Source organism: Methanosarcinales archaeon Met12 (genome assembly GCA_002813105.2).
Taxonomy (GTDB): Archaea; Halobacteriota; UBA148; order UBA148; family JAJOKI01; genus JAJOKI01.
Map to the genome: position 1 here is coordinate 643,294 of CP017966.2, position 22,672 is coordinate 665,965.

Here is a 22,672-nt window from a genome sequence, read left to right on the forward strand (position 1 = left end):
ATGGAGCGCCTTATATTGGACGTGATCGTTGTGCTGCTGGTCCTCAGCACATACTGGATTGCCATAGCCATACTCGATAAAAAAGGGGTGCTTGAGCGATATGATATTCGCGCACATGGTCCCATATTGATGGTCGGCACAAAAAGAGGGCAGAAACTGCTGGACTTCTTAGCGCGCCCAAAACGGTTCTGGAGATTTTTTGCAAACGTGGGAGGTCCGCTGATGCTGATGACGCTGGCCTTCGTCTTTGCAATGCTGCTATACGCAAATTACGTTATGTTGGACCATGTTCCCTACTCCTTTATCCTTCCCGAGCCAAAGGGGATACTCCTGCTGCCAGATATAAACGAGCTTATTCCATTGGTCTGGGTTTTGGTCGGCCTGATGCTCGCGACAATCGTTCATGAATTTGGTCATGCAATTTTGAGCAGAGTGGAGGGGATTCGGGTTAAATCGATGGGAATCGTGCTGGCATTGATTCCCGTAGCGTTTTTTACAAAACTCGAAGATGGACAAATCTCTGGTGCGGAGCGTGGTAAGCGCATTCGCATATTAACCGCTGGCGTCATGGCCAATTTTGTGGTCGCGCTGGTCTCGTTTATCCTCTTTTTTGCCACTCTAAGTGCAATATCACCGGTAGGCGATGTTATGATCACTGGTGTGACGAGTGAATCGCCAGCCGACCTTGCTGGAATCGAGAAGGGAGGGATCCTTACTGGATTAAACGAATGGAATATAACAACCATCCGTGATGTCCATGCCTTTATGCGCTCTATCCCACCCGGAGACATCGTCACAGTACATGTCATGGTCAACGGAACTGAAAGAGCATTCGGCGTGAGAATGGACCAAATAGGGCATATAGAGATCGTGAGGACAGTCGAAGGGTATCCTGCCAGAGAAGCCGGAATTACTGCGGGCATGTACATAGTCCAGATAGATGATACCGTCATCAACACGGTGGACGGATTTCTGAGGTTTATGAACGACACCAGGCCCGGTCAGAGGGTTGACGTCCATGTGCTGGATAACATGACCGAGAGGATATTCAATATAACACTGGCCGAACCACCGCACGAAGACATGGACAAGGGATGGCTTGGCGTTACAGTCGTGCCTTCTATAGGCCTCGGAGTCCAACTTGAAGAATATCCAGCCAGCGACACGCTCCAATTTTTAAAGGCAATTCCCCATAAATTGAACGAACCGATGGGATGGGCAATTCTGATCACGCTGCCATTTATGGAATTTGTTGGATTGATGGGCTTTACAGGATTCACTGATTTTCTCATGCAGTTTTTTCAGCCAGTGGAGTGGGCGTTTCCCATAGGAGATGAAATCTTTTGGATGGCAAATATATTGTTTTGGGTCGCCTGGATAAACTTCTATGTCGGAATGTTCAATTGCCTGCCAGTAGTACCACTGGATGGCGGACGCGTATTTAAGGAGATGATATTATCCCAGACGAGTAGAATTATAAAAACTGAGGAGAACCGGGAGAAAATCTCGCATGCGATAGTCACTGGACTGGCGCTGCTGATACTATCATCGCTGATATTGCTACTCATGGGGCCATACCTATTGCGCGGCTTTATATAGGCGTCCCCTCTTCCCCTGTCAACTTTTTGAACTCTGACATTAATCGCCTGGTGATCTTGCCTGGCTTGCCATTTCCTATTATCCTTCCGTCCACCTTTATTATAGGGGCAATCTCCGCAGCCGTACCTGTCACGAAGACCTCATCCGCTGTATACAGGTCGACTAGCCCGCAGTTCTTTTCCTGGACGGGGCACTCCATCTTACCTGCCAGTTCGATCACGGCAGCGCGCGTAATCCCGTTCAGGTTATTAAGTGTGAGAGGTGTTGATATGCATCCGTCCTTTATCAGAAAGATGTTATTGCCCGTCCCCTCTGACAGATTGCCATGCACATCGAACATAAAGGCTTCATCTCCTCCCTTCTCAATTGCTTCAATCTTTGCGAGAATATTGTTGAGATAGTTCAATGATTTTATATTGGGCGGCAGGGCGTCGGGAGCGTTACGCCGCACGCACACGGTCACCGCGGTCAATCCATTTTCATATGATAGTCCACCATATAATGCGTCCCACTCCTGCGTTATGATGATCACATTCGGTTTTGGACATTTTCTCGGGTCGAGCCCAAGGTCTCCAACGCCGCGCGATACTATCAGACGGACATACGTATCTTTCAAATTGTTCTTCCTGATGCATTTCAAAACAGCAGATTTCATCTCCTCTTTCGACATGGGAATCGTCAGACATATCGCCTTGGCAGAATCATATAAGCGATTTATGTGTTCGTCCAACTTGAAGACCCTGCCATTATAAGCGCGTATTCCTTCAAATATGCCATCACCATAGAGAAAACCATGATCAAAAACCGATATTTTTGCCTCATCTCTTGGAACGTAATCGCCGTTTATGTAGATTAAATTGGACATGCAAACGTCACCTTTGCGTGCTATATTAGGGGGATATGTGCTTTATGACATTAAGTTTTTCTAAATTGGTTATTTATAGACTCTTTTAAAATTAAAATAAGAAGTTTTCTTTTATCGATGTGGTGCTGTTAACTTAAAGCAGAAATGACGATTTCAAAACGCATAGCACCTACCTGTTTTACGTTTCAGGTAGTCCTTAAGGTAACACTGCCATCGATGTCAAGTATGAGTCTATAATCACCTACACGTACTCTGTATCCTGTGTCTCCTATAAGTCTGGTCACATAAGTGTTAGGTCTTATTCTGATTTTTCTTCAGGTTCTGACTTTTCTATTACAGGTTTAGGTTTTTCTATTGCTCCATAAGGAGCGGTTTTAATTCTATAAAGCTCAGCCAAACTTTCTTTTACCGGAAAAAGATAAAACGGTGAGAACCTCTTAGTCAACCTTTTTGGCTATTTCTAGTTTTATTCCAAGCTCTTTTTCTAAGGTCTCTTGAAATTCATCTGGCGGAAGAACCCCGACCAAAACAAAGCCTATATATTGAGCTATTTCAGAATCTATATTATATCTTTGACGGATATTATAAGCATTATCAGCTGTTTCTTCTGAAAGAATCATTTCTTTTAATTCTTGAGGAAGTTTCCTAAAAAGCTTTAAAAGGTGTTCTTGGCTATATTTTTTAATCATAGTTTTTTTTACTTGCTTTAATGATTTATTCGAGAAAATCATAATCCCTGCTCTTTTTTAACCTGTTCATTATAGCACATAAATGTTTTTAAGAAATCAAAATTGAGGAAAGCTACCGAGTCGTTTAGCCGCTGTTCAGAGAAATTGTCGCAAAGCAACAAAACGAATCGACGAAAGTTTACCTTTAGCGATTAAAAGCCTTGTATCCTTGTATAATTTCCATGCCATCAAGTAGAGCCAAATCGTGCACGTCCGCATATCGTTTTGCATCCTCTCTGGATAGTGCCATACCGGTCTCATGGTCCAACATTTCACAGATAGCCATAGCAGGCGTGATATTTGCCATTTCCGCAAGGGCGATCGACAACTCTGTCTGTCCGGCTCTCTCATCCAGCAAGCCATCTGCTGCGCGCAATAATGGAACGTGTCCAGGTGTGCGAAACTCCCTGCCAAAATCGACCTGCCCACCGTTCATCGATAAATGCACTGCTTTGCCGACCTCGGTTATCGTCAGGGCTCTATCGATATCGGTGATTCCTGTGAAGGTATCTCTGTGATTGACCCAGAGCGAAAAGGAGGATCGAGCGTCATACAAGATGTCTCCTGGTTTCTCGATTATCGATTTTATCGTCTTAAAACCATTTTCACCTGCACACCTCAACACATCCGATATAAACGGCAGCCCAATACGTTGAGCTGCCACAGGGTGTATCGCTACACATATCAATCCGCCAGCATCTCTTCGCATCGTGGCAACTGTTTTTGGCGTCATAGCATGGGCAGGCATTACGATGTCCGTCTCTCCCTCTCTATCATCGAAATCATATATGAGGGCCATACTACCTTTTTTTATGGATTCTACCGTCTTATATATCATCATAGAAAAACCCTTACCTCGACCATGTCCCCATCTTTTAAATGCAACGACTCCCTAAAATTTTCAGGGGCTATCATCTCAAGCACATCATCTGGATAGTGTGATCGGTCTGGAAGTATTACAGCGCCTTCTATCTTATCTATCATCGCCCTGAAACACTTGCCGCCGCCAAATGTTCGCTGTCTGGACTGGAAGCCACTGATGGGAATTCCCTCGCTTTCATCTAATTTTTTCCTGAGAACGATGCTCTTGTCGGTCAGCATGATGTTTAACGTGCCTGGATACGGTGCAAAGCCCAATTTATTCCGAAACTGCACCTTGTAACCCTCTATTGAGACATAGTATTGCCCCTCGCCAAGACCGGTTATGATGGACCCCTGCAGTTTTATTTCATTCTCGGCGGGCGCGAATATTTTTTGATAATCATAACACTCGTCTCTCAAAATATTCTTGCCTTTTTTGGTCATCATTATCCGCTGCCCATTGGCTGGCAAAATGGTCCTGGAAATCAGACCGTCCCGTTCAAGAGCATGTAGTCGCCGTGATGCGGTCTGGGCGCTCGATGATATATGTTTGGCAAAACTCGACGAGGATATTTGTATAGGTCCTTGTACTGCGCCCAGCAACGCCAATTTTTTAAGTGCATTGACATCGATGTTGATACTAACCACCATCAAAATTGATATGTATCTCAATATTGGATGGATGGGCTTTAAAGTTTGCGCTTCATTCTTCCGGCCCTTTTGGATAGATGTAACAGTAAAATCCCGTAGCAAGAATTGAGCCGATGGCTTGCATTACTATGAACGCAACGGCATCAGTAGGACGTATGCCCGTAAGCGTATCTGTGAATATTCTTCCGATCGTAACTTGTGGGTTCGCAAAACTCGTGCTGGACGTCCAGTACACGGCCGAAACTACGTACAGGCCGATGGCCAATGGTGTTAATCTAGATTCTCTTCTCACACAGCAAAATATCACCATGACCAGCCCAAAAGTGGTGACAATTTCGCTCAAAGCAGTACCATAACTCAGGCGAACAACATCAGATACGGCGAACAATGGCATTTCAAACATCGCATGAGATAGTGCCGCTGCAGTTATTCCTCCTGCGATTTGAACAATTACATATTTAATGCCCGTTGTAACGTCCATTGCCCTGGTGACCACCGCGGACAACGTTACGACGGGATTTATATGGCACCCACTAACAGGTCCGAGAGATTCCACCAGAGCAAAGACTACAAATCCAGTTGAAAAAGCGATAATAAGAACGCTCAAGCCAACGTCTCCGCCCGTGAAGGCCATACTCAATATGCCAGAGGATATGACCGTTGTGGTTAGGATGAGTGAGCCCACGTATTCAGTTAGTAAAACATTCCTCTCCATTTTTGTCCCCACCCCTCATCAAAATCGTGGCAAGCTCATCCACGGTGTTTTTATCCAAATCGAGGTTTTTCGTCTTCTCTATTGTTTTACTGACGTCATAACTCACCCTTTTTATTCGCACGTCTCCCTCATCCAAATCTAAGATTGCATACGACGCCTTTGCCACCCCGTCCCTCGGCTGGCCCGTGCTTCCAGGATTTACCAATGTTCGACCATTCACATTTTTGATCATTGGAATATGCGAGTGGCCCAAAAGGATAAAGTCAGAGTCTATCGTTCGTATTTCGTTTTCTATCTCTTCATCTGGTGTTTTAGGTGTGATGTACTTGAACAAATTGTCAGTGGGGGAGGCGTGCACCATGTAAAAATTATAACCGCTCAATTTAAATTCATGGATTAATGGCATTTCTCTCAAAAACTTTAGGTCGCCCTCTTCAAGGACGTTCAAAGTGAAATCTCTCGTCGCGATGGATAGTTGTTTGTACTTGTATGAGCAACCACAGTCTACTCCAAACGCAACAGCGTGGTCATGGTTGCCCCTAACAGTTCTATGCGCATTCTCCCTTACAAACGCTAAACACTCCGCTGGATTTGGCCCATAATCGACCACATCGCCCAAAACCAGCAGTTGGTCATAGTCTTCTTCAATAGCCTCTACGCTATCGAGATTTGCATGTATGTCTGAGAGTAATAGAACTATCATTTTTTATCCCCCGTAGCTTAGCATTTGCATTCGCCTTCGAGTTGTTCGGCAAGTGTCTTCGACCTTTTTATGAGCTCCATGATTCTTGGATCGGAGACTTTGTACATTATTTTTTTACCCGCTTGTCTGCTTTGCACCAACCCACAGTCTTTCAATATCCTTAGATGGTGTGAGACGAGAGATTGTTCTTTTTTCAGCGACTCCACGATTTCGTTGACGCATTTTTCGTCGTTTCCAACCACTTTGAGTATCTGGAGCCTATTTTCCTCGCCAAGGCACTTGAAGAATATATCTTCTTTCATATGAACAAATTATCATATATGTGCTGAGGATACATAAAGATTCTGATGTAGTATCATCACATCGTGCCTTCTAACAAAAACATCACTTTCTGCATAAATGCACTAAACTCCAATAGACATATTTCAAGCCATGGGCTATCTGCCTGAATCTGTGAGAGGTATGAAATTTGGAATATCCGATTCTTCTTCTAAAATTCACTGGAACCTCTCCTATTTTCAGACCTGATTTCCAGGCATTATATGTCAGATCATATTCGATATCAAAGCCGTTGGCAACTATATTTGGCGCTATCGTTTCTACTGCTTTTTTGTTAAATACCCAGTAACTGGTCTGGATATCCGATAATTTCTGCCCGTACATGCGCGAAACGATGCCAGAGGTGAGGGTGTTTATGAACACCGAAAACCATCCAAGGTATTCTCTCTGTTTGACTATGTTCCTGTTGCCCAGCACCACGTCAAGGTCATTGTCCTTAAGAAATTTTAACATCTGTATAACCTCTCCAGGGTCATTAGTGTAGTCAGCGTCGATTATCCCTAAATGGTCATGCCCCCTCTTCAAAAACTCTTCCATGCCGGTTTGAATGCCGCATCCCTTGCCATTGCCATATCTCTGTGTGATGAACCGCCATCCATGTTGCAGGGCAACCTCTTTCGTGAAATCTGTGGAGCCCCCGTCTACCACCAGGACTTCAAACTCTCCAGGCATCTCATTTGCCAATGCCCTTATGGCATCTTCTTCGTTTAGGGTGGGCAGTAATAAAAGTAATTTCATCCTTCTACACGCACCGTCGTGAAAACAGGGCCCCTTATATCTATCTTCTTGTTATTGCTCTGGATATATCTGACTGCAGTAGGGTCTATCCTCACGTTCACATCGCTCAATGCCTCTGCAATTCTGATTCGGATTTCTTTGCGCCCTCTTTCGATCTCATGCGCCGCCAATGCTGTGAATCCATCGATGAATCGGATGCCTGTGTTGATGCCCTTATCACGAATCTCTTTGAATTTTTTCGTCGGCAGGACGCCGATGACATTTCCATTATACACTAATATTTCGTTGAGATATGCCGGTCCACAAAGCCTTGTGTTTTCTTCTCGTTCAACTACTGATACGGTAACCTGTTCGCCATTTAATTTCCCCTTCCACGCATCGAACTTACAGGGGGATGGTGCATTGCCATATCGTTCACACGTCCTGACTATTGCTTCCGCAATGTCCATTCCGACAGGTGTGACCGGCACTTTATCGATGGACATCATCCTGGCGATCTGTTCATCACTCAGGCTTAGTTCTTTATACAGTTCTGGAAAATGTACCTCTCTGATATCGGAAATATTCTCTGAAATCATGATCATTCTACCCAACCCCGGGCCAGAATTGAACACAGGATATTCGATGCCGTAGTTTGCAAGGGCAACAGGCGAGTACATGCCAATCTCGCTGACCTCAATCCGGCCCTTTTCTGAATGCTTCGCAAAGACCTCGTAATTGGTCCCTGGGGCATAGTAAGTCGGAGCGTTTGGTTTTGCCCGGAATTCTATCTCGCCATATCCCATCCTTTTGAAGAATTCTTCGGTGAGGTACCTGCCATCTGCTATCGTGAGGTTTTCGTCCATTACTACCATGCTGAGGTTATAGTGCGCCCTTAGGTGTGTCGCATCCTCTCTTTGTTCTCGCCTATATCTCCATCCAAAAGTGAACAGCATTACGGGCAACTCTTTTTTATGCTGAATTGCCTGGAGCGTGGGGAACCATGCCGTCGTGAGATGGGACGTCAACGTCAGCGTGGTAGGCAGTGCTCTGATGTTTTTTAATTCGGAGAAGACTTCGTCAAGCAAGTAGTGCGTATCGATGGTGTCCACCCCCAATCGCGTGACCAGTGCTTCGGTAAAATCTTCGCCTGATTCGATTCGCTCTCTTTTATACTCCTTTAAAAGGGTTCTGAGCTCCTCAAACTTATCAAAACCCTTTATATGGTCTTTGATCATTTTCTTCTTTTCGTCAGATAGGCCGATATCAGGTCTTGGGAGGGTGGCGAGATAATAAAGGCGGTCAAGGATTGCTGGTGCTTCAGGTCCATACTGAAGCCGGACATGTTGTTCATCCCAGATTGGCTTCAAGACGATTTCGTCAAAGCCCATGTCCAGAAGTATATTGCGTGCTTTATCAGAATATACTGTGAGTAAATGCCTTTGCCCCCTCCTCTTCGGCATGGTAAATCTTCTCTCCTGCCCATCGACAAGCCCAGCAGTCTCTAACCACGTCTTATCAAAGTCCTTATTGGTCCTTTCCTTGATATCATTCGGCTCGAATTTCATATATCTTAAATGAATGTTGAATCTCTTTATTTAAGTTATCTATATGACGCAGGGCAGTGTTACCTTAAGGACTACCTGAAACGTAAAACAGGTAGGTGCTATGCGTTTTGAAATCGTCATTTCTGCTTTAAGTTAACAGCACATGACGCAGATTAAAAATCTGCGAGAGTTGATAACTCCGCAGGAGTTACAACATCATCAAGTTACTATTTTATATACTAAGAACTATAAATGCTATATAAGGGGTGAGACTATTGTCTAAATGTGGAGAATCAAAGGGAAAGAAAGTAGAGGCTAAAAAACCAGAGGCTAAAAAACCAGAGGCTAAAAAACCAGAGGGAATAACAGATAAGTTTAAGAAATGGAAAAAATAGTAGAGGCTAAAAAACCAGAGGGGATTGTAGATAAGTTTAAGAAATTATTCTACAGGGGTTAAGCTGTCGCGACGTTTCGCATCCCCTCTTGGCCTCATTAACCTTTGATAAGAGCACAACGCGACTTATTTCTACATCATCCACTATTGGATAGCCTAATGTTTCTGCGAGCCTTCCAGCGAACTCGAGAATTGTCTTATGGGATGGCATCGCAGTTCTTGGTAGCCTTTGCCTAGAAAAACCTAGGTGCATGTATGCCTTCACCTCGACATAATCCGGTTCTCCTTTTTCTATCAGTCTGGCGTATTTCTCAGGGCCCTTGAGATTTATCCCATCGACGAGCGTAATCCTGATAGCCGTTCTGATATCTTTGGTACGCAAAATCTCAAGTGATTCATTGATGTCGTTCCATGTGTCTCTAACCGGGTTGCAGACACTTTTATATGTCTCCTGGTCCGGAGCATCCAGCGAGATGTAAAGCTGGGTCGGCCTGATCCTCGCAATCATTTCTGGATGCGTTCCATTCGTCACGACGAACGTGGTCATTCCTCGTTTATGGAACGTTTCGACCAACTCAGACAAGTAGGGGTACAACGTGGGTTCGCCCGCAAGCGAGATCGCTGCATGCTTCGGCTCTTTTGCCTCTTCCAGTTTTTGCATATTGGTCGTGGTGGCACCGCCATATCCAGACATCAACCGCATCTGCGCAGCGATGCAACCCTCTACAATGGTCTCTGGGTCATCCCATCCATGCTCGGGGATGGCCATCTCTATCGGACGCCAGCAGAAGATGCACCGCTGATTGCACGATAACGTTGGCGTCATTTGTACGCAGCGGTGTGACTGTATCCCATAAAATTTGGATTTATAACAGGCGCCCTCATCTCTGAGGGACCTGTTCAGCCATAGGCACGCTTTTACTGCGCTATGTCCCCCGACCATGTGATATCCCTGTTTTTTTAGCATATCAATCGGCGCAATGCTCTTTTCGTGCAATCCATCACTTCCATGTTTGTAAATATCATGAAAAGGGCCATAAATATGATTAAGGTGTGGAAGTTTAGGCCAATACTCTTGGGCAGGCTAAGAACAATTGCGATGAATATCAAAACCAATAAACTTAATCCAAAACTCAACATGATAATCTCTTCTATCTCAAGATTTTTCAGCATCTTCATGGTCCTGAGCAAGTTGAGTCCAGGCAGGATCAATAAATACAATACTGAAAATGCCAATATGCCAATCGCTGTTATGTCCATCTAAATCACCCTATATATTCGCACACCACTGAGATCGTATACCTTTTCGAAATAATCCGCATCTCTCAAAGTATCGTTAAGTGGATATTTTGCTTCCCTGTGTCCGACGAACACATATGAAACCTCTCTGGCGTGCAAGTCGCTGTTCAATCGGGACGGATTCCCCTCATAAAAGAGGCGATTCACGTCTGCCCAGTCATCGACTCCGTGATACTGCATCATATATAACTGACCTGCATAGGCTATGCGTCGTCCGGTCAATAAGGGGATTCTTGGAAAGTGGGAGGGCTCTTCTAAGAATATTGCATCGTATGGCGTGTTCTCATAAATCCAGTCCAATGCCTGCATCTCACTGTTGTCTACATGGATATAATTGCTGTTCATGTAGAATCCGACCAGTATTATAGTTGAGGGCAGTATGAGTAGTATTGCCAATAATGGGAGATACTTCTTGAGGGAGGATGTCTTCTTGTATGATTCATACACAAAATATCCCGAAAATATTGAAGCCGTTATCGTCAAATATACGAGAAATCTGTATGTATTTTGTGTGAGCGGCAGGGTGATGAAGTTCAGTATTATTAATAAGACTGCGCCAAATATTAAGACTCCCCGTGCTTTTTCGTTGTGCCGCGATCTCCACGCTCCAATGATGCCAAATGGCACCAGTATCCCCAGCGCCAGAATCGCCGAGAGTATGATGTTTGGATGGCGTGCGATCATAATATGCGATGGTGCATTTTGTGGAAACACTGCCAGTTGGGATACTGCGATGAGAGAGGCTAATACCAATATAATCGCATTGATTTCCAATTTTTTTCTGTTCCATAGCATATGCAGGGCAACCAAAACGAAAAGCGGAAATGAGGATATGAGATGATAGTACGTCAGAATACCTAAGGAGACGCCAGTCAATGCCGCCATCCTCCTGGAAACTTCGGCAGTAGAGACAGTCCAGGCATATAATACAAAGACCATCAGGACCAGGGCAAATGCCTGCGTCTGCGGCATGAGGTAGAACAACAGGGTCGGGTCGTATTTTAGCATGACCACGTCCTCGAAATTATATGTAAGCGCTTGAAACAGGTCGACCTGTCCGTGATGCATTGCTATATACAACCACGACAGACCGCCCGTGAAAACATATATCAGAGATGAGCACACTGCCGACCCCTCATCAAACACATATCTCGAAAGCAGGTACATGTTCAAGAACAGGGCGAATATGAGCATGGGAAAAACGATTTTTAGTATCGAGAATAGATGCACCCCCGTCAATTTACACAAATCCCCCATGAAGATGTGCATGAACCAGTTATACGGTATATGGTGCCCAGGGAGATATGGGTCTTCCACAGGAATTTGAGGCGCATTGATATATCGCTGTATGATGGACAGATGATAGTTCAAATCTGCCACATGGGTTGGGTTCGCCACAAGACCATCACCAGTAAACGTGAAGCAGCCCAGAAGTGGTAAAAATACTACCATTGCTGGGATTATCGCCAGTAAAATGATGATGCCATCCTGTCTGCTGGGTTGCACCTTAAATTCCTTGTTCAACAAGCAGATAGACAAAATGATGAACAGGCCAAGTACCATTCGCATTATGTCCAGATCAAGAAGGCGCGTGATGACCGATATGACTGGTAATACGAGCAGAGACAGCGTTATAGACGCTGCAGTCAGTTCAACGATGTTAACCTGCTTTTTCATGTGAGCATACACACAAAATCCTGGGGAGAACAGCAGGAATGGCAATGATACGGGTCCAAGGGGCAGCATCACCAATATGCCTGCCAGGATGCCTGCCAGCACAAGTTTCCTCATCGTGCTACCACCTTATCCAACATGCCATTGAGCTGGCACAGGAAATAATAGAGGCCAAAACCGGAGAATATCACCATGCAGCCCACCAGGAACGTGAAGAATCTGTCCATAAATATATGCATCCCTATCAGGTCATTTTTCGTCAGCAACAGCGTAGCGATGAACCAGGATAGCATCAGCAGTTTATGGTCTTTCTTTATTGCATCCGAGTAAAAGGTGCGGAAAAGTCCGATTATGAAGAATGGAATGAGAACAAGCCCCGCTCTGGCAAACAATGTCCAGTCCACGACCGTGCCTTCACGATATACTATCTGTGATATGCCGAAGATGTCCAATGTTTGCAGAGAGTGCAACTGCCAGATGCCGTATGTGGCACAGGCTGCAAGCAATGGAATAAAAGACGATAAAAATTTACTCCTGTCCTTTATTTGGAAGATAGAGTAAACCAGCAGTGTAGCAACAAGTGCTAACAGCGTAATCTGATGTGTCAGGGCGGTCAGCATAGCCGACAGGACGGTCAACGATTTCCGCTCCGTGACCACAAAATAGAATGTCAGTGGGACCATGAACATCCCCAGCAGTTGCGGCAATGGCCTCGACGTGAAAATGGAGAGTTCTGGGGACGATACAAAGAGCATGGCGGCGCAGAGTCCGACATAACGACCGTCATAAATCCTGTAGGCGAGACAATATATTGCCAGGATGATGAAAATGGCTATGACGATCGTCATTATGCCGGAGAGGGGCATCGGGTCGATGTTGGATGTTATTGAAATGGATGCGATTAACAGCCTGTATGCTGGAACGTAAAAATGTCTGAAATTCCCCCCATACGACAATTCATACACAGGATAATACATCGTATCTATTGTATTTCGTATGATTCCGACGTGATACATCGTATTGCCAAACATGGGGATGATGTGCCCCTCTAATATCGGGAGCCTGTACCAGATTGCTGCACATATGATGGCGAATAACAGAAGCTGCTCGTTCTTTATCTTCAATATATCACCCTATAAATTCTAACATCCTGGTTCTCGTACACCAATTTAAAGTAGTTTGTATCACTAAATTTGTCAACTTCGACATCCTTCCACCCATATCCGGCATGGATTTGCCTTTTTAACGGGACAAAGACGTAGGTACAGTTGTATTTCCTGCATATCTCGAATGCCTCGCTGGAAGAGGTGGTGGTAAATATCCTTTCTGCGTCTGCCATGCGTTGCATAGGGTCCGGTGCATTCGCCCAGTCCCCTCCCACGATTGGGATTCTCGTCGTCATGCCCATAATCAGCTCGCCACCGAAAATATCTGCGGCGAATTTATCATCTGGCGATGTATTCTCGTTTATCCAGGTGGTCGCATCCAGTTCACCTTGAGTAACGACCTGTACCAGCCAGGGGTCTGTTTGGTACTTTACCTGGTACATTCCAGCGATGAGCAAAACAGAAAATATCGCCACGACGAGTATTTTATTCATATTGATACTAATGTGGTTATGGCGTATGTAAAATTTTCGCCATCTGGATTTATAAGGCAAGAGGGCGAATAAAAAGTGATAAACATGATCGGAGAGACAAAAACATGGGCAATATTGGTCGTTGTGGTATGCGCCTTTCTTGGGGCAATAGGACAGATATTCTTCAAAATGGGTTCGGATTTGATATCGGAAGACATCACATCATGGCTACCTAAACTACTCGTTGGATTTGGACTATATGGTCTGTCGAGCATCCTGTTCATTCTTGCACTGAGGCACGGAAATTTAACCCTTCTTTATCCTATTATCGCCACGAGTTTCATTTGGACAGCTTTATTCGCCGTGATGTTCTTGGGAGAGTCGATGAACCTTGCTAAATGGGGCGGTATTGGATTGATACTTCTTGGGGTCAGCCTGATAGTAAGATGACAAGAGATAAAATAAGCGTCTCGATAATCATCCCGGCGTATAACGAGGAAAAAAGAATCACCAGGACCTTGACCGAGCATCAGGCGTTTGCGCATCTACATTATCCAGACTATGAAATACTCGTCGTATGTGACGGTTGTACTGACAGAACGCCTGCGATTGTAAGGGATTTTCACAGGCGGAATTCGCGCATAAAACTTCTTGTGTTCCGTCACAAACTGGGAAAAGGCGGCGGCGTGCTGGAGGGCTTTAAAGCCGCAAGAAATGAATTGGTTGGATTTACTGATGCTGATGATTCTATCTCTCCCGAGGATTTTGACAAATTGGTAAAGGCGGTAGATGGTGGCGCAGACTGTGCCATTGCCTCGCGCCACACCCAGGGCGCCAAAATATTTATTCAGCAGCCGTTGAGCAGGAGAGTTGCAAGCAGGGTTTTCAATCTGTTTGTTAAGCTATTATTTGGCTTGCCTTTTGAGGATACCCAATGTGGGGCGAAGATGGTAAAGAAAACCGTCATCGACGATATCGTGCCAAGGATGGTATTGAAGGGCTTTGAATTCGACGTCGAATTGTTATGGCGCATCCAGAAGAGCGGCTACATCATCGAAGAGATACCAATCACATGGCAGCATAAGGACAATTCCGCATTCAGTCTAAAATACGCTCCGCAGATGTTTTTCAATCTGTTGAAGGTGCGCTTTGGCTGAGCTATATCACATCGATTTTGGCGCCTCGATTCCAAGCAAATTCAATGTATTTTCCAGGACGATTCTCGTACAGTTCACCAGTGCCAGTCGCGCATCTCTCAAATCTCCTTCTGCTTTGAGTACCGGGACGAAGCCATAGAATTGATTAAATGTCTCGGCCAATTCTCTGGCATAGGTCGCTAAGATGTGCGGCTTGAGGCAATGTGCAACCGCATCCACGACGTTGGGAAACATCGCCATCTTTTTGATCAATTCGATCTCCTGCGGTTCGACGAGCATATTCGGGTTGAACTTCTTCAGCTTCGCTTTATCAAGGATACTGCAGGCTCTGGCATGCGAATACTGGATGAACGGCGCTCCCTGTTTCTCGAAATCCAGCGCATCTTCCCATCTAAACGTCATCATCTTTTCTGGAGCCACCTTGATGATGTCAAATCGTACTGCACCCATCCCCACGATTTCCGCTATTCTTCGCTTTTCGCCCTCTGACAGTTCAGGTCTGCGTTTGTGTACCTCGATGTATGCACGTTCAAGTGCCTCATCGAGCAGGTCATCAAGATCGACGGTGGTGCCTTTGCGCGTTGACATCCTGCCCTCTGGCAGTGAGATAAAAGAATAAAACACCATTTGCGGCCATCTCTCGAGACCGAGAATCTCAAGGGCGCACTTTAATTGGTCCATCGCCAGCTTCTGGTCTTCGCCGAGCACGTTAATCATGATATCAGCGTTATCGAACTTCCATACGTGGTATGCGATATCTCTGGTAGTGTATAGAGTCGTCCCATCGAGACGCGTCAGTACAAAATCCTTCTCCAGTCCAAAATGAGTCAAATCAAGCACCAATGCACCGTCTTTTAGTCTGGCATATTTTGTCTTTTTCAATTTCTCGATTATTTTATGCACCGTACCGTCTCTGACAAATTGTGATTCCCACACGTATTTGTCAAAGGAAATGTTGATTCGTTCTAACGTTTGCTTTTGCCCATCTATACAGCGTTTCACAACTTTCTTAAACTTCTCGATGACGAGGGGGTTGTCAGACTCGTATTCCCCCAAGAGCTGCATGATCGCTGATTCCACTTCTGGATTTGATGCCGCCTCGGTCGATTTTCGGTAATATCGCACGACATCGTGGTCTGGCTTATCCCTCTCTAATTGAGGAAGGGTATTCAGGTCGATATTGTCGTATCCCCAGACGATCGTCGCGATCTGTTTGCCCATATCGTTTACATAATATTGCACATCGACATCGTAGCCGGCGCATCTGAGAGCCCTTGCCAACGTGTCGCCGATGATGGGGTTTCGTCCCCTGCCAACGTGGATGGGTCCTGTTGGATTGACAGAAGTATGTTCGAGAATTACTCGCTTGTCTTTCTTGGGAAGCGAGCCGTACTCCTCCCGTTCCTCAGATATGCTCGATATCGTTTGGTTCAAGAAGCTGCGATTGACGTAAAAATTGATATATGCTCCCTGGACTTCTACGCGTCCGACATATGATTTATCCGGAATCTGGATATTCTGCAAGATTTCCTTCGCTATGTTCGCAGGGAGTTTCTTGTATTGTGGCGCAAGATTGAGGGCGATTGATGAGGATATATCTGCATATGAAGATTCCTCTAAATAGGCATCTTCTGCCGCATATCCTGCTGATTTGACAGCGCTTTGTAGCAGTGACTTCGTCTCATTTTTGAACTGTATGAACATCTTTAAACTCCTGTCTGAAACCTCAAAATCGCTGCAATTCCTCCGAACGCGTTCATCAACTGCTCCCCTTCCTCAAAATCCGTTGAGATGAACACTGTGGTGGAATTTATCCGCTCTCCCATCTCGGATAACTCGGTTACGATATCGGTAATTTCCACCAGTTCAAGTGCCTTATCGCACCTTGGGCACGCTTCCAACTTATCCGGTTTTTGGACCGTCTTTTCATACTGGTAATCACAACTGGTACATTTGACATATATTCGAATTCGCCTCAGATCTTCGGAGAGTAATAGAGTGTCGACTGCGCCCATTTTGAGATTTTTTCTGACATTATCTTCACCATAAGTGGCCAGATTTCGGTCGCTTACCAGTTCCCTCATGAACCGATTTACCAACTTTTTCTCTTGCATCAGATCCAAGTTTTGAAGTGTATCCATCGCTGCATCCACCAACTCGTATAATCCCGACTCGTCGGTGTACGAGATATCAAATACCCCCTGTATCTTCGGCTGCAGTTCATGATGAAGATACTCTCCACCTATAAACTCCTCCTTCGTCGGGCTGGGTCCCCCAATCAGTATGCCCTGGAGGTCCTTGTGATCCACTTCAAGGAATATTTTGCTGGCAGAGTCCCCGATCCTCTTATAAAATTCGTTAATGGCTATTAGCCGCAATTGTTGAAATCGCTTTGCCGATTGCCCCCCCCTCTTCTGTTTGCCTGGTACGTTGGAGGTCATGTGTTTTATGAGCTCGATATGTCTCCCCTTCAGCAAACCAATGGTTGCCTCCCTCCGATCCAGGGCGACCAAACCAAATGTCTTCTTCTCCTTGAGCATGTCTTCCAGTGGCCCGAGTACGAATTCCGAGCCGCATCGATACATATAGGTCGTAATGGGCTCCGGCAGCTCTATGACTATCGTCTCCATTGTGGTCCTATCTCCACCAATAGAGATCATTCCGCAAAAAATAACCATGCCATTCTCTGGCGGATTTTTAAAATATTTGAGTCTGGCCATGATGGAGTCCAGTGCGCTCTGAACATTTACTCTTGTGGACTTGGATTTAATGTTCGCAGCCTGTCCATGCTCATCTCTAAGCTGTGCCACAACATTGGATATCTGCTTATCAGGAGGGATGTAAATCGTAACCAGTTCGGTCCCCCTGCCAGTTTTCTCTCGTAACTCTTCCAGTTTCCGTTTGAACTCGTATTTTTTCTGTCCATCCGACATCTAAGACCTCTCTCTTGATACTGATGGCTTCCACGTTATTAAAATGGTTTGTTTCGCTCTTATCACTCTTCATACACGATAGAAATATTCGCGCGCCTTCTTCAAACAGATTCGACCACTGTCTCGCATCTGACCTGTCTGATTCGAAATGATTAACCCTTTTGCCTCCATATTCCCAAGGGCAGGATAAAGAGTTCCGGGGTTTGGCTTTTCCCCCTTCCTTTTCGCTATCTCTCTGGCTATCTCCTGCCCGTACATTAGTTTTAAAGCCTTTTATCGTCAAATTTATATTGTACACTCAATACATAATTACTGAGCAGTCAGTGTTTTGAGAAAAGCCTACTCCTAATATATTCAAAAGCCAGCCGACGTCGCCGAGGTCTCGAATAACGTTTCTGCGGAAAAAGACTTCGCTACGCTTCGCCCAAATTGCCTTTGGCAACTTCTTTTATCTGCTGTTAGACGATAGTGCGAGAACAATGGACGCTATTTTTTAATCAATATTGCGTATATCACTGGTATATGTAGTAACAGGGATATTACAATCAATATCCAGCCCCATAGTATCCAATCGATTGCTTGAAAATAGCTTGCTAACAATGCTCCTATACCCACACCAGCCAAAAATTTGGCAGAGATTGTAATGAATATCACTCGAAAGCTCTGTCGTCTAAATTTTTCAAGCATTTCAGTAAACCAACTCATTTTTTTCACCCCTTTTTAAATAATAATTGCTTCGACCTTTTTATATTTTACGCCCCATAGTTTTTTTAGTTTGCACCACCAACTTCTCACTTCTTGCAAGAGGATGTAATTTCCGTTCCAACGTGTTTGTTCCTGAGAACGGCATCGACGATGTTTTTTGGATCTGACCCGTCTAATATAATCGTCGGTATCCTGGACCTTTCGATGACCTTCGCCGCCAAGAGGTCCATAACGGATTTTGACCCTGCCCCCATCTCTGTCCTCATTACGATTTCGACTAATTGTTTGGGGGAGATATTATCGAGCTTTTGCGCATCGGGATTGCTCCTGGGATCGGCGGTGTACACACCATCAGTGCATGTTGCATTGACCAGTAAATCCGCCTGGACGTATTCTGCCAATATGGCTGCGACCGCATCTGTGGTTTGCCCAGGGGTTACGCCGCCCATCACGATTATCTTGCCCCACGATGCGACGCTCGCCGCTTCTTTATAATCGGAGGGCGGTTCAGGATGCGCATCCCCTCCTATGGCGGAAATCAACAAACGAGCATTCAATCGCGTTACATCAATGCCAATAAAATCGCAAACGGCTTCATTTGCGCCCAGCTTTCTTGCAACATGGATGTACTCACGGGCAGCAGCACCGCCGCCAACTACAACGAAAACCGTATGCTCTTTCGCTATTTCCTTTATCGCTTCAGCATATTCCTCGAACCTTTCGAAATCCAACTTGGGCGCAATTATCGAGCCCCCTATAGATATCACCACAATCATGATGATTAACATGTCACACCAAGTACTAAGGGATTTCTATTTACACCAGATGGAACATGATTATTGCCGTCTAAGGTGGGGGTGAAGCACGTTATCTTTAATATGGTGGCCCCCCATCCATTAAATCATGGTAAAAATAATTCCTCATAGACACTGCGCAATATGCGGGAAGTCGGTTGAATCCAATGAAACGTTTTGCTCTGACGAATGTACAAAGAGATATGGTGATGCCCGGAGGAGGCAGAAACTGATGTTCATCCTTCTCATCGTGTTGATGTTCGTCATCCTGTTGTTGCCCTGGCTTCCGAGATGAGCTTTGCACATAAAGTCCTAATTTGGGCCTACTTTTTGTGCAGATGTTAGAGTTTTTGTGCAAGGGAGTAACATTTAAGGGGGGTATAGAGGGGTACCCCTCAATTATAGTATAGTGTAAGTAGGGCTTCACTGGTAGTATATTAGGAAACATATAGGAAACTGTATGGGGGGGTACCCCCCATTATAATATAGTGTAAGAAGCGGGGGGCAAGGATATGACAACTAAGTATGATGACATTAGGATTAGAAAAGTTAGGGTGCTTGGCGATAAATTGAAGGAGGAAGCGCACCAAATAGGTCTTAGTGGAGACGATTTAGTTATTGTGAGGACATATATTAATTCTCTACCCACCTATAAAATCGAAAAGATAGAGGGAAGTCCAATTGAGTACTTGCAACGAAAAATAACTTAGTCAGAGCTAAGTGATTATATGTCCGATGCCAAACGATCTCTTTTGATTTTATGTCATACTTTTTTTCACAATGCTTTTAGGTCTGGTAAACATAGAAAACCAAGAGGGGCGTTGTCGCAGGTCAAAAAATGGGCACAGTCTAGATTTATCGCTGATTTCATTATCGAGATGGGGTCCGAACGCTCTGAAGGATATCCTATTTTGTTATTACATCAGAAAAAATATTTAATGAGTTTTCTGAGCAACTTAAAAGCGAGTATACGAGTCCAGAAACTTATGAGTACTTGGATATATTAAAAACGCTTATTTTTCGTGTTCAGAGTGAATCAGTAAATAAGTTGGAAGAAAATGAAGGTATTATTGTAATAGCCGATGCAATTTATAACCGTAGCGATTACGAACCTTTAATCATAACTGATATGAAGGACGGCATGATGAAAACTGCAAAGGAACTCTACAAAAAAAGTACTACACAGGATGATGTTAAAATCCCATTCTCTATACTAAACTTAGAAGAAGCGATTAGTTTCTTGGAGGGCAGATATTCAGTGCAGTACGGACTGGTTAAGAAAAAAGATTCAGTATATAATATGCTCTAAATATGTGCAAAGCTTCCGAGATGAAAAAGTACATATAGCAGCACAACTATGCCATATTGGGGGGGAGGATGTTTAAACGAGTATGGGTAGTTTTCATGATATTTCTTCTATTGCTGATGCCTGTCGTATCTGCTGCGGAGGCGCATGAATCGAGATTTATTGATATCACCGATGTAATAATGACGTTTGATGGAGAGGACGCGAACATCACTGTGGAGTATAGTATCGATGGCCTTTTTGCCAGACTTTACCTGCTGGTCTTCGGTCCCGATGCCATAAGGCAAAAGCTGGAGGATGTTTTCGCTGATTTCTCGAACATCAGGATAACGGACATATCATGGAATAAAGCCAACATCACTGCAAACGACGTAATAACATATGATGACGGCATATACCGTATTCATGCGTTCGACCTTGGGCAGAATGTAGATAAATTGTACATAATATTTCCAAATGGATATGAGATAATGCTCGAGGATATCAATGCCACACGTCCGATCGTCCACAAAAATAACACACAATTCATTATGTTCCTTCCTGCGTAACGCTCATTTCCTTCGTTTGCGTCCAGATTTGCGCTTTTTATCGCCTTTACTGAAAATCGATGGCAAGTGAACCATATAGGTTCCTTCTTCTTTTAGCGCCATGATTATTTCCGGTCGATCGAGTAGTGACTTGATATTTAATTCATACGAGCCCGGACAGAGTATTTTTATACTTTCAACCCTGTGAGAGTCGGGTGCGGGGTGCGTTTTCGGCTTTTCCTCAATTTCAACTTTGTTTATCAGTTCATTGATGTCCATGACTTCCGCATCTTCTGATAGCACATCCTGTCTGGCTATCTCCTCCGACCTATCTGTCACGTAGAGAAATTTATTCCATCCACAGGTAGGGCATCCACTCAGAATTTCAGATGCACCGTCCCTGAACGTTTGACCGCATCTGGTACATTTATGTGGCATCTTGGACTCCTATGAACGCACGGACACCAGTGCGCTTATCACATCGTGGTCTTTGTTAATGGTCTTGATCTGATTTGCCGGTCCGATGACGGTAAGGCGCGTTTCTATGACGACCCTTCCCAAGAGTTTGCTGATGATATTTGATCTCCGCCTAGAGGGGTAACTCTCGATCTCAATGCCGGCGAAATCGCCTGGTGCTATCTCCGTCATTGTGAGCTCCATTAACTTCATCTCTTCATCGGGGGTGAGTCCTGCCTCAAGAATTAGGATATTGCCCTCTCTGACCTTGTCAAGTATCAATCTGATTTTCTCCATCGAGGTCATAGTTGACAGATGGTCCTTGGAGAGCATATCTATCCGAATGCCCGTCTCAACGGCACCATTTGCGCGCTTTGTGCGTTCCTCCGTCTTAGTAACTTTTTCGGTCATCTTGGTCACCCGAACCGATCAGCTATTGACTCGTATAGCTTGTCGACATTGATGCCATCAAGGGCAGAAATAGGAACTACGGGATGTTGTGGAAATGCGCTTTTTATCCTGGCCGGAGATGCATCTGGCAGGTCTATTTTATTGGCAACTATTAACAAGGGCAACTCCCGCGCCTCCATGTTTCCGACGACGATGACGTTCACCTGTGTAAATGGGTCTTCGGCAGCATCCATAATCAATAATACTCCATCTATGTCATCTAGCCATTTGATGGCTTCGATCACGCCCTCCGTCCCCTCTTTTGCCCGCCGCTTTGCCTCTTCTTCATCCATCCCAAACGCCATGAAATCATGAAAATCGATTTTCGTCGCCAAACCCGGCGTATCCACGATATCCAAGGTCACTGCCACGCCATTGGCATTAATACGTACGTTCTCCTTCCTTATCACCCGACGGGTTTCATGAGGTATCTCGGATACTATGCCGATCACATCATCACCGCTCCAATCACGGACTATTCTGTTTGCTAGAGTGGTTTTTCCGGCATTCGGCGGACCATAAATCCCTATGCGCACCGCCTTCTTTTTAAATATCTTTCTGATCCACGATGAGAAACTTCGTTTAATTATTTTAATCATTCTTCCCATCCCATATACAAGTCATCTAATTGTCATATATATTTTATCACATTAATACTGGTCGTGATACTTTT

The 22,672-nt window shown here is 44.8% G+C and carries 28 protein-coding genes; 7 read left to right on the forward strand and 21 right to left on the reverse strand.

All coding sequences use genetic code 11. The annotated features are described in order from the left end of the window. The gene (locus BME93_04120; protein ID ATZ61791.2) at positions 1–1,599 is read left to right on the forward strand and encodes a site-2 protease family protein; all 1,599 of its coding nucleotides are present in this window, start codon (positions 1–3) and stop codon (positions 1,597–1,599) included. Here the strand turns inward: BME93_04120 and ilvE are convergent. The 14 genes from ilvE to BME93_04190 all read right to left on the reverse strand — a co-directional run bounded on the left by ilvE (position 1,592) and on the right by BME93_04190 (position 13,692). Then, the gene (gene ilvE / locus BME93_04125) at positions 1,592–2,464 is read right to left on the reverse strand and encodes a branched-chain-amino-acid transaminase (protein ATZ61792.2); all 873 of its coding nucleotides are present in this window, start codon (positions 2,462–2,464) and stop codon (positions 1,592–1,594) included. The genes BME93_04120 and ilvE overlap by 8 nt on opposite strands. A 437-nt stretch (positions 2,465–2,901) precedes the next feature. Continuing rightward, a complete protein-coding gene (locus tag BME93_04130; protein ATZ61793.2) occupies positions 2,902–3,153 on the reverse strand; it encodes a hypothetical protein in 252 nt (83 codons plus the stop codon). A 184-nt stretch (positions 3,154–3,337) separates the two neighbouring features. Further along, the gene (ribB, locus tag BME93_04135; protein ATZ61288.2) at positions 3,338–4,033 is read right to left on the reverse strand and encodes a 3,4-dihydroxy-2-butanone-4-phosphate synthase; all 696 of its coding nucleotides are present in this window, start codon (positions 4,031–4,033) and stop codon (positions 3,338–3,340) included. Further along, complete coding sequence (locus BME93_04140; protein ID ATZ61289.2) at positions 4,030–4,704, reverse strand: winged helix-turn-helix domain-containing protein/riboflavin kinase; 675 nt, start codon at positions 4,702–4,704, stop codon at positions 4,030–4,032. Before BME93_04140 ends, ribB begins: the two co-directional genes overlap by 4 nt. 52 nt (positions 4,705–4,756) lie before the next feature. Next, positions 4,757–5,419, reverse strand: coding sequence for an aquaporin (locus tag BME93_04145; GenBank protein ATZ61290.2), 663 nt, complete (start codon positions 5,417–5,419; stop codon positions 4,757–4,759). Continuing rightward, the gene (locus tag BME93_04150) at positions 5,394–6,122 is read right to left on the reverse strand and encodes a metallophosphoesterase family protein (protein ATZ61291.2); all 729 of its coding nucleotides are present in this window, start codon (positions 6,120–6,122) and stop codon (positions 5,394–5,396) included. Before BME93_04150 ends, BME93_04145 begins: the two co-directional genes overlap by 26 nt. Before the next feature lie 17 nt (positions 6,123–6,139). After that, the gene (locus BME93_04155) at positions 6,140–6,424 is read right to left on the reverse strand and encodes a metalloregulator ArsR/SmtB family transcription factor (GenBank protein ATZ61292.2); all 285 of its coding nucleotides are present in this window, start codon (positions 6,422–6,424) and stop codon (positions 6,140–6,142) included. A gap of 82 nt (positions 6,425–6,506) precedes the next feature. Next, on the reverse strand, positions 6,507–7,199 hold the full coding sequence (locus BME93_04160; GenBank protein ID ATZ61293.2) for a glycosyltransferase family 2 protein: 693 nt from the start codon (positions 7,197–7,199) through the stop codon (positions 6,507–6,509). Further along, positions 7,196–8,746 carry an O-phosphoserine--tRNA ligase gene (gene sepS / locus BME93_04165; GenBank protein ATZ61294.2) on the reverse strand — a complete coding sequence of 517 codons (1,551 nt, stop codon included), beginning with the start codon at positions 8,744–8,746 and terminating at the stop codon, positions 7,196–7,198. The genes BME93_04160 and sepS overlap by 4 nt, the downstream gene beginning before the upstream one ends. 410 nt (positions 8,747–9,156) lie before the next feature. Then, positions 9,157–10,086: a 4-demethylwyosine synthase TYW1 gene (gene twy1 / locus BME93_04170; GenBank protein ATZ61295.2), complete on the reverse strand. Its 930-nt coding sequence runs from the start codon at positions 10,084–10,086 to the stop codon at positions 9,157–9,159. Beyond that, on the reverse strand, positions 10,080–10,379 hold the full coding sequence (locus BME93_04175) for a hypothetical protein (GenBank protein ATZ61794.2): 300 nt from the start codon (positions 10,377–10,379) through the stop codon (positions 10,080–10,082). Before BME93_04175 ends, twy1 begins: the two co-directional genes overlap by 7 nt. Continuing rightward, positions 10,380–12,209, reverse strand: coding sequence for a hypothetical protein (locus tag BME93_04180; GenBank protein ID ATZ61296.2), 1,830 nt, complete (start codon positions 12,207–12,209; stop codon positions 10,380–10,382). It abuts the gene before it with no gap. Then, the gene (locus tag BME93_04185) at positions 12,206–13,216 is read right to left on the reverse strand and encodes a hypothetical protein (GenBank protein ATZ61297.2); all 1,011 of its coding nucleotides are present in this window, start codon (positions 13,214–13,216) and stop codon (positions 12,206–12,208) included. The genes BME93_04180 and BME93_04185 overlap by 4 nt, the downstream gene beginning before the upstream one ends. Next, a complete protein-coding gene (locus BME93_04190; GenBank protein ID ATZ61298.2) occupies positions 13,213–13,692 on the reverse strand; it encodes a hypothetical protein in 480 nt (159 codons plus the stop codon). Before BME93_04190 ends, BME93_04185 begins: the two co-directional genes overlap by 4 nt. Before the next feature lie 84 nt (positions 13,693–13,776). On the opposite strand from BME93_04190, the gene BME93_04195 reads away from it, so the two are divergent. After that, the gene (locus BME93_04195; protein ATZ61299.2) at positions 13,777–14,121 is read left to right on the forward strand and encodes an EamA family transporter; all 345 of its coding nucleotides are present in this window, start codon (positions 13,777–13,779) and stop codon (positions 14,119–14,121) included. Further along, complete coding sequence (locus tag BME93_04200) at positions 14,118–14,828, forward strand: glycosyltransferase family 2 protein (GenBank protein ID ATZ61300.2); 711 nt, start codon at positions 14,118–14,120, stop codon at positions 14,826–14,828. Before BME93_04195 ends, BME93_04200 begins: the two co-directional genes overlap by 4 nt. A gap of 6 nt (positions 14,829–14,834) precedes the next feature. Here BME93_04200 and argS read toward each other — a convergent pair whose 3' ends face one another. The 4 genes from argS to pyrH all read right to left on the reverse strand — a co-directional run bounded on the left by argS (position 14,835) and on the right by pyrH (position 19,254). Beyond that, a complete protein-coding gene (gene argS / locus BME93_04205) occupies positions 14,835–16,532 on the reverse strand; it encodes an arginine--tRNA ligase (GenBank protein ATZ61301.2) in 1,698 nt (565 codons plus the stop codon). 2 nt (positions 16,533–16,534) lie between these two features. Then, entirely contained in the window at positions 16,535–17,761 is a 1,227-nt protein-coding gene (prf1, locus tag BME93_04210) for a peptide chain release factor aRF-1 (protein ATZ61302.2), read from the reverse strand. Positions 17,762–17,830: 69 nt separating this feature from the next. After that, positions 17,831–18,019 (reverse strand): helix-turn-helix transcriptional regulator, encoded by a 189-nt coding sequence (locus BME93_04215; GenBank protein ATZ61795.2) that lies wholly within the window; start codon positions 18,017–18,019, stop codon positions 17,831–17,833. Between the two features lie 533 nt (positions 18,020–18,552). Further along, on the reverse strand, positions 18,553–19,254 hold the full coding sequence (pyrH, locus tag BME93_04220) for a UMP kinase (protein ATZ61796.2): 702 nt from the start codon (positions 19,252–19,254) through the stop codon (positions 18,553–18,555). A gap of 115 nt (positions 19,255–19,369) precedes the next feature. Here pyrH and BME93_04225 point away from each other — a divergent pair, with 115 nt between their 5' ends. The 4 genes from BME93_04225 to BME93_04240 all read left to right on the forward strand — a co-directional run bounded on the left by BME93_04225 (position 19,370) and on the right by BME93_04240 (position 21,114). Next, a complete protein-coding gene (locus BME93_04225) occupies positions 19,370–19,555 on the forward strand; it encodes a DUF2116 family Zn-ribbon domain-containing protein (protein ATZ61303.2) in 186 nt (61 codons plus the stop codon). Positions 19,556–19,772: 217 nt separating this feature from the next. Next, complete coding sequence (locus BME93_04230) at positions 19,773–19,970, forward strand: hypothetical protein (GenBank protein ID ATZ61304.2); 198 nt, start codon at positions 19,773–19,775, stop codon at positions 19,968–19,970. Between the two features lie 338 nt (positions 19,971–20,308). Next, a complete protein-coding gene (locus BME93_04235) occupies positions 20,309–20,569 on the forward strand; it encodes a hypothetical protein (GenBank protein ID ATZ61305.2) in 261 nt (86 codons plus the stop codon). 68 nt (positions 20,570–20,637) lie between these two features. Further along, entirely contained in the window at positions 20,638–21,114 is a 477-nt protein-coding gene (locus BME93_04240; GenBank protein ATZ61306.2) for a hypothetical protein, read from the forward strand. 3 nt (positions 21,115–21,117) lie between these two features. On the opposite strand, the gene BME93_04245 is transcribed toward BME93_04240, so the two are convergent. From BME93_04245 to BME93_04255, 3 genes are read right to left on the reverse strand one after another with little or no spacing between them, the layout of a single operon-like run. Then, positions 21,118–21,531 carry a Zn-ribbon domain-containing protein gene (locus BME93_04245; protein ID ATZ61307.2) on the reverse strand — a complete coding sequence of 138 codons (414 nt, stop codon included), beginning with the start codon at positions 21,529–21,531 and terminating at the stop codon, positions 21,118–21,120. A gap of 9 nt (positions 21,532–21,540) precedes the next feature. Further along, positions 21,541–21,960 (reverse strand): DUF2073 domain-containing protein, encoded by a 420-nt coding sequence (locus BME93_04250; protein ID ATZ61308.2) that lies wholly within the window; start codon positions 21,958–21,960, stop codon positions 21,541–21,543. A gap of 5 nt (positions 21,961–21,965) precedes the next feature. After that, positions 21,966–22,607 (reverse strand): GTP-binding protein, encoded by a 642-nt coding sequence (locus BME93_04255; protein ATZ61309.2) that lies wholly within the window; start codon positions 22,605–22,607, stop codon positions 21,966–21,968. Positions 22,608–22,672: the final 65 nt, after the last annotated feature.